Source organism: Streptomyces sp. NPDC111802 (genome assembly GCF_055634335.1).
On sequence record NZ_JBVKCZ010000038.1, the window covers coordinates 94,838 to 101,077 of the forward strand.

At 71.0% G+C, this 6,240-nt stretch carries 6 protein-coding genes; 3 read left to right on the forward strand and 3 right to left on the reverse strand.

Annotated elements, in window-relative coordinates:
* The first annotated feature begins 58 nt into the window (after positions 1 to 58).
* The gene (locus ACZ7NC_RS33680; protein WP_471493781.1) at positions 59 to 469 is read left to right on the forward strand and encodes an ATP-binding protein; all 411 of its coding nucleotides are present in this window, start codon (positions 59 to 61) and stop codon (positions 467 to 469) included.
* A gap of 104 nt (positions 470 to 573) precedes the next feature.
* A complete protein-coding gene (locus ACZ7NC_RS33685) occupies positions 574 to 1,524 on the forward strand; it encodes a hypothetical protein (RefSeq protein WP_471493803.1) in 951 nt (316 codons plus the stop codon).
* A 164-nt stretch (positions 1,525 to 1,688) separates the two neighbouring features.
* Here the strand turns inward: ACZ7NC_RS33685 and ACZ7NC_RS33690 are convergent, their stop codons facing one another.
* The 3 genes from ACZ7NC_RS33690 to ACZ7NC_RS33700 form a co-directional block, all read right to left on the reverse strand.
* Positions 1,689 to 2,870: an FAD-dependent monooxygenase gene (locus ACZ7NC_RS33690; RefSeq protein WP_471493783.1), complete on the reverse strand. Its 1,182-nt coding sequence runs from the start codon at positions 2,868 to 2,870 to the stop codon at positions 1,689 to 1,691.
* Positions 2,871 to 2,931: 61 nt separating this feature from the next.
* Positions 2,932 to 4,368, reverse strand: a complete 1,437-nt coding sequence (locus tag ACZ7NC_RS33695) for an NAD(P)H-hydrate dehydratase (protein ID WP_471493785.1) — start codon at positions 4,366 to 4,368, stop codon at positions 2,932 to 2,934.
* Between the two features lie 382 nt (positions 4,369 to 4,750).
* Positions 4,751 to 5,122, reverse strand: a complete 372-nt coding sequence (locus tag ACZ7NC_RS33700) for a holo-ACP synthase (protein WP_471493787.1) — start codon at positions 5,120 to 5,122, stop codon at positions 4,751 to 4,753.
* 98 nt (positions 5,123 to 5,220) lie between these two features.
* On the opposite strand from ACZ7NC_RS33700, the gene ACZ7NC_RS33705 reads away from it, so the two are divergent.
* Entirely contained in the window at positions 5,221 to 6,150 is a 930-nt protein-coding gene (locus ACZ7NC_RS33705; protein WP_471493789.1) for a L,D-transpeptidase family protein, read from the forward strand.
* Positions 6,151 to 6,240: the final 90 nt, after the last annotated feature.

A 6,240-nucleotide genomic window follows, 5' to 3' on the forward strand; every position in this document is an offset into this window, starting at 1 on the left:
CATGACGGCCGCGGCAATGACACCGCACAACTCCCCTCCATCAGAACGGAGTTCACGCATGCCCGAATCCGAACCCTGGGAGTACACGCTGTACATCCCGAACGACGTCCGAGCCGTCACCGTCTCCCGCCGAACCCTCCGGCTCATCCTCACCATGCACGGCCTCATCAACCTCGCCGACACCGCCGAACTCCTCGCCACCGAGCTGGTCGCCAACGCCGTACGCCACACCAAAGGGCCCGCTGCCCTACGGGTGCGTTGGTCGGCCGGCGTGCTGCGGATCGGGGCGTGGGATGCGGATCCCGAACCGCCTGAGCCGCCGAGGGAGCTGGAGCGGCTCGGGGAGGCCGAAGAGGGGCGGGGGCTGGCTCTGGTGCGGGCGTGTGCCGATCTTTGGGGGTGGCAGCCGCTGACCAGAGACGGCAACCCGGGTAAATACGTGTGGTGCGAGCTGACCTCGGCGGCGTGAACGTTTACTCGCTGCTCGAAAGAGTGAACGTACCCTCATCATCTGGATCTTCGATCCATCGCGCCATCAAGGTTGCACACATGGTCACATCAGCTCACGAGGGCATGCACCGCATCTTCCAGGAGCGGCCCGAGATCCTGGCTCCCGTGTTCGGGGTGCTGAGTGTGCCGTTATCCGCGAAGGCGACTGTTGATGCCGTCACCACGGACGTGACGGAGACCCGGCCGCTGGAACGTCGCGTGGACACCGTGCTGCGCATCGGCCCGTCCGACGGCGAGGACTTTCTGCTTGCCGTCGAGGCACAGTCGGGCAAGGTCGCGGGCAAGGAGTGGAGTTGGGCGTATTACATCGGCTACCTCCAGGCGAAGTACGGGCTGCCCGTGTTGCTTCTCGTCGTCTGTCAGGACAGAGCCACGGCCAAGTGGGCCGCCGGTCCCTTCGACTGCGGCACAAGCGGTTGGACGGCTCTGCGGACGTTTCCCCTGGTCGCCGGGCCGGACAACCTACCGGTGATCACCGACGCCCGGACCGCGGCGAAAAACCTCCCAATGGCCGCGCTCTCCGCCTTGGCACACGCCCGCAGCCCCGAGTGCGGCGCCATACTGGAGGCCATCAGCAGCGCCCTTCAGGAACTGCAGAAAACCGATCCTGACACCGCCAAGTACTTCTTCGACTTCCTGGAAGTCACCCTGGGTAAGACTCCAGCCGGAGAGAAATGGAAGGCAATCATGTCGACGTTCGTCAGCTACTTCCCCGGCCGGGGGACGGTCCGTGAGACGGCCTACCTGGAAGGCAAGGCCGACGGCGAAGCCGAAGGCCAGGCCAAAGGCCAGGCCAAAGGCGAGGCCAAGGGGATCCTGTCCGTGCTGGAGGTGCGTGGCATCCCCGTACCGGACAGTGTGCGTGAGCGCATCACCAGCTGTACCGACCTCGATCGCATGGATGCCTGGCTGGAGCGTTCCCGTACGGTCGAGCGGGCCGAGGACCTGTTCGCCGAGGACCCGGACCTCCCGGGCGCAGGTTCGGGAGGCGGGGGAGGCCACGGACCATCCTGAGGAGTGGGCGGCAGGCTTCGCCGAGGGGTATCGATCGGCCTGGGCGGCAGCCGTCCTGCCCGTCCTGGACGCGCGCGGAGTCGTGTTCGACAAACATCTCCATCGGGGCGTCAACCTGTGAGCCGGCCGGATCGTAGAACGCCCGGGGGCCGATGATGCGCTGCTCACGGCTCCGGCTTCTCCTCCAGTACGTCCACTCTCCACGCCTGCGCCTGCGGCATGAACCTGTGCTCGGCCGCGTACGCCGCCATCCGGGCATTGCGCGCCTGCGCCTGTGGGCCGTCCGGGAAGTGGAATTCGTCGCCTGCCCGGGCCGAGCGGGACTCCATGCCGGTCGCGGTTGCCAGGCGGCGGTGGACGTAGGCGTCGAGGGCTTCGGGCACCTCCGCCGGGGTCGCGGCCTTCAGGGCGTCGCCCAGTACCGCCGCGTCCAGGATCGCCTGGGCCGCCCCCTGCGCCTGGAACGGGACCATCGCGTGGGCGCTGTTACCCAGGAGCGTTACGCGTCCGACGTGCCAGCGGGTGAGGGGCGTGCGGGTGTAGATGCCGTAGCGGAAGACCTGGCCCGCGCGTTCGAGGAGCGTGCGGACCCGGGGGGCCCAGTCGGGGAACGCGCGCAGCGGCTCGCCGGGTTCCGCCTTCGCCGTCCATGACTCCTGTGCCGCCGCCTCCGTGCTGAACACGGCCACCATGTTGAGCAGTTCGCCGCGACGCACCCAGTAGTGCACCAAGTGGCGGGCCGGGCCGAGCCAGACGGCGAGCGGGGGGAGGTCCAGATCGGCCACCTCGGCGGACGGGAGCAGGGCCCGGTAGGCGGCCGTTCCCGAGAAGACCGCCTCGTCCTTGCCGAAGAGCCACTGGCGGGCCGCGGAGCGGATCCCGTCGGCGGCCACCACGAGATCCGCGGTCAGGCGCTCGCCGGCCGCCGTCGTCACATGGGCGGCGTCGTCGTCCTGGTCGATTCCGACGACCGTGGTGTCCAGGCGTACCGACTCCGGCGGCACCGCGGCGGCCAGCGCGCCGTGCAGATCCGCTCGGTGGATCGCCAGGTACGGCGCCCCGAACTCTTCCTCCGCCTCACGGCCAAGCGCGTAACGGCAGATCTCCGACCCGTCCGACCAGGTGCGGAAGGTCACGTGGGCGGGGTGGGCGGCCTGTGCGGCGACCGCGTCGAGTACGTCCAGGCGGCGCAGCTCCCTCGTGGCGTTGGGAGCCAATTGGATTCCGGCGCCGGTCTCCGAGAAGCGCTGTACCTGCTCGACCAGCGTCACTTCGGCACCCGCGCGGCGCAGGCTCAGCGTCGCCGCCAGTCCGCCGATGCCCGCTCCCACGACGATCGCCCGCATCCCCACGACCTCACTCCGCCGGATCTGCCCGCCTGTTCATGTCCCGGTGATGATTGGCCGCTCACCCCCGCACATCCCGCCAAGCCTCCGGAATCCCCTCCGCCACGTCATGCGCCCCGACCGGCGCCCCGTCCGCCGCGAACCTCGCCGACAGGCCGTGGAGATACGCCGCCACGCTCGCCGCGTCCAGCGGTGTGAGCCCGGCCGCCAGCAGCGATCCCGCCAGGCCGGACAGCACGTCCCCGCTGCCGGCCGTGGCCAGCCAGCCGGTTCCCGTCGGGTTCACCCGTACGGGCCCGGTGCCGCCCGCGTCCGCGATCAGCGTCGTCGACCCCTTCAACAGCACGGTCGCCGCATACCGCCCCGCCAACTCCCGTACCGAAGCCAGCCGAGCCCCCTCGACCTCCTCCCGGGAGACACCGAGCAGCGCCGCCGCCTCCCCGGCGTGCGGGGTCATCAGGGTCGGTGCCGTACGGCCCCGTACCGCATCCGCGTCCGCCAGCCGCAGCCCGTCCGCGTCCAGCAGCACCGGTACGTCCGTCGCCAGCACCTCCGCCACCGTCGCCGCGTCGTCACCGGCGCCCGGGCCGACCACCCAGGACTGCACGCGCCCCGCCTTCTTCGGCCCCCGGTCCGACACCAGCGTCTCGGGGAACCGGGCGATCACCGCGTCCCCGGCCGGACCGACGTACCGTACGGCCCCGGCCCCGCCCCGCAGCGCGCCCGACACGGCCAGCACGGCGGCGCCCGGGTACCGCGACGATCCCGCCGCGATGCCCACGACCCCGCGCCGGTACTTGTCCGTCTCCGCCGCCGGCAGCGGCAGCAGCCCTGCCACGTCCGCGTGTTGCAGCGCCTGCAGCTCCACCGCGTCGTTCGGCAGCGCCAGTCCGATGTCCACCAGCCGCACCACACCGGCGTACTCCCGCGCCGGATCGATCAGCAGGCCCGGCTTGTGAGTGCCGAAGGTGACCGTGAGGTCGGCCCGCATCGCCGTGCCGCGTACCTCGCCCGTGTCCACGTCCACGCCGCTCGGCAGGTCAACGGCGACCACCGCGGCCCTCGACCGCGCCGCCGCGTCGGCCAGGGGTGCCGCATCCGGGCGCAGGCCGCCCTTGCCGCCGATCCCGACGATTCCGTCCAGGACCAGATCCGCGCGCTCGATCAACTCCCCGGCCGCATCGATGCCGACAGCGCGGCCGCCCGCCCGCCGCAGCGCCGAAAGCCCCTCCGCGTGCGCTCGCTCCGGCGACAGCAGCACCGCCGTGACTCCCGCGCCGCGCCGGGTCAGGCGGGCGCCGGCGTACAGGGCGTCGCCGCCGTTGTCGCCGCTGCCGACCAGCAGCACGACCCGGCTGCCGTACACCCGGCCCAGCAGATCCGCGCAGGCCGCGGCGAGTCCGGCCGCCGCCCGCTGCATCAGCGTCCCGTCCGGAAGCCGTGCCATCAGCTCCCGTTCGGCCGCCCTTACCGTCTCCACGCTGTATGCAGTCCGCATGGGAACGAGTCTCCCGCACGGGGCGAGGCGCGTCGCATTCATTGGCCGTCGTGGCTCAGTTGGCGGTTGTGGCGGTGGTTCGTTGTCGTGGTTCGGTCCGTGGTTGGGGCGGTTGTTCGCCGTCGTGGCTCAGCGGTCGGCCGTGTGGGCGGTTCGCCGCCCTGGCTCAGCTCCGGCCGTGTTGGTTGTTCGCTGCCGCGGCTGGCCTCCGGCTGTGGTGGTTGTTCGCCGCCGCGGCTGGCCCCCGGCCCTGGCGGCTGTTCGCCGCCGCGATTCGGCCCTGGCTGTGGTGGTTGTTCGCCGCCCCGGATCAGCCCCAGCCGTCTTGGTTGTTCGCCGCCGAGACTCGGCCCCGGCCAAGCCAACTCCTCGCCGCCCCGGCTCAGCCCTCCGCCACCACCACCGCCGAAGCCACCCCGGCGTCATGGCTCAGCGACACATGCCAGGACCGGACGCCGAGTTCGGCCGCGCGGGCCGCCACCGTCCCCGTCACCCGCAGGCGTGGCTGTCCGCTGTCCTCCACGCACACCTCGGCGTCGGTCCAGAGCAGGCCCGCCGGTGCGCCCAGCGCCTTCGCGAGGGCCTCCTTCGCGGCGAAGCGGGCGGCGAGTGAGGCGATGCCCCGGCGGTCGCCGCTGGGCAGCAGCAACTCGCGCTCCAGGAAGAGCCGTTCGGCCAACCCGGGTGTGCGCTTCAGTGCCGCTTCGAATCTGTCGATCTCGGCCACGTCGATGCCGACCCCGATGATGCTCATGCCGAGCACCCTATGGGGCCCGAAAACATGGTCCTCAAAAGAGTGACCCCGCCGCGCGGCGTCCCCGCCCGGGCGGACCCTCACGCTTCCCTGTGCGCATGATCAGCGGACGTATCGCATGCCGGAGCATCGCCGTGCTGCTCGCCGGGGCCACCTTGTGGCCCATCGGCAGCGCATCGGCGGACACCGCCGACCCCGTACCACCGGTCTCCGGACCGCAGTCCGACCCCGCACCCCCGGTGTCCGGGCCCGACGCGGAGGTCGCGCCCGGAATCCCCCTGAGCCTGCTCCCGCTCTGGCAGACCGACACGCCCGACCAGGCGTTGCCGCCGAAGGTGTACACGCCCAGCGTCGAGGAGGAGGACGTCGAGCCGCAGGACGCGCCGGAGGGGGCGGACGACCTCGTCGAGTACGTCGATCCCATGGACTCCTTCGGGGATGTGAAGTGCAGCGAGGAGACGGGCCTGCGGCAGCGCGAGGTCGAGAAGTGGCTGAAGCGGCGCGTGGACGGTAAGCAGTCGGCCGACGACTGCCGGGCCATCCGCACCTTTCAGAAGAAGTACAAGATCAGGCCCGCCATCGGATACGCCGGCCCTGTGACCTGGGCCACCATGCAGCTGCTCTCGGCCGGCGCGAACCCCAACGCCGCCAAGCAGTGCCCCGTACGGGAGTACCGGGTCGCCTGCGTCGATCTCGACCGGCAGATGGCCTGGGTGCAGCAGGGCAACAAGGTCGTGTACGGGCCGGTGCACATCCGCAGCGGGCGGGACGGGTACGGCACGCGGAACGGGTGGCACCGCATCTACTGGCGGCACAAGAACCATGTGTCGTCGCTCTACAAGAGCCCCATGCCCTACTCCCAGTTCTTCAGCGGGGGCCAGGCCTTCCACGGCATCTACGGCAACGTCTTCACCGGCCCCGGCTCCATGGGCTGCGTCAATCTGCGCATGGGCGACGCCCGAAAGCTGTGGGGGCTGCTGAAGAAGAACGACCGGGTGTACGTGTGGGGGCACAAGCCGGCGGCCTAGGTGTGTTGTCCGGGGACGTTGGTGACGGGCGACACGCCCGTGAGTGGTCCTTGAACGAGGTGAGGGCCCCTGGGTTCGGTGTGGATTGCG

Coding starts and splice junctions, on each gene's coding strand:
- ACZ7NC_RS33680 (WP_471493781.1), top strand. CDS start 59: ATGCCCGAATCCGAACCCTGGGAGTACACGCTGTACATCCCGAACGAC.
- ACZ7NC_RS33685 (WP_471493803.1), top strand. CDS start 574: ATGCACCGCATCTTCCAGGAGCGGCCCGAGATCCTGGCTCCCGTGTTC.
- ACZ7NC_RS33690 (WP_471493783.1), bottom strand. CDS start 2,870: ATGCGGGCGATCGTCGTGGGAGCGGGCATCGGCGGACTGGCGGCGACG.
- ACZ7NC_RS33695 (WP_471493785.1), bottom strand. CDS start 4,368: ATGCGGACTGCATACAGCGTGGAGACGGTAAGGGCGGCCGAACGGGAG.
- ACZ7NC_RS33700 (WP_471493787.1), bottom strand. CDS start 5,122: ATGAGCATCATCGGGGTCGGCATCGACGTGGCCGAGATCGACAGATTC.
- ACZ7NC_RS33705 (WP_471493789.1), top strand. CDS start 5,221: ATGATCAGCGGACGTATCGCATGCCGGAGCATCGCCGTGCTGCTCGCC.